The sequence below is a fragment of the Carnobacterium sp. genome, from assembly GCF_032094055.1.
In the GTDB taxonomy this organism is placed as follows: domain Bacteria; phylum Bacillota; class Bacilli; order Lactobacillales; family Carnobacteriaceae; genus Carnobacterium_A.
This window is the reverse complement of record NZ_DAMDAK010000055.1, coordinates 1-318: the sequence shown is the minus strand read 5'-3', so window position 1 is coordinate 318 and position 318 is coordinate 1. Positions and strand designations below refer to the sequence as shown.

Below are 318 nucleotides of genomic sequence, written 5' to 3'. Positions count from 1 at the left end.
TTTTATCCGCATAATGGAAAAAGTCAATAAAATAACAAGATTTTGAAACTGCGTATCGGTCACTTTTTTAAAGAAATCTTGATCAAACTCTTTGAGGACTTGGTATACTTTACTTAATATTTTCTCATCCAATAGCCTTAGAAATAAATTGTCATTTTTTACTCGTTGATCCACTCTACTTTTCTTCGAAAAAATTTCTAATAATTGAGAAAAATCATATTCGTTAATTTCGCTGCTGATTAAACCGCTAATGATTAATCTACGATTGCTTTCTTCAGCAACTGCTTTAATGCCTTTAGATTTTTTTCTCTGAATTTC

1 pseudogene is annotated in these 318 nt (G+C 29.2%); it reads right to left on the bottom strand.

Going from position 1 to position 318, the window contains the following annotated elements:
* Nucleotides 1–318, bottom strand: a pseudogene (locus RT405_RS09020) (transcriptional regulator); the annotation flags it as partial.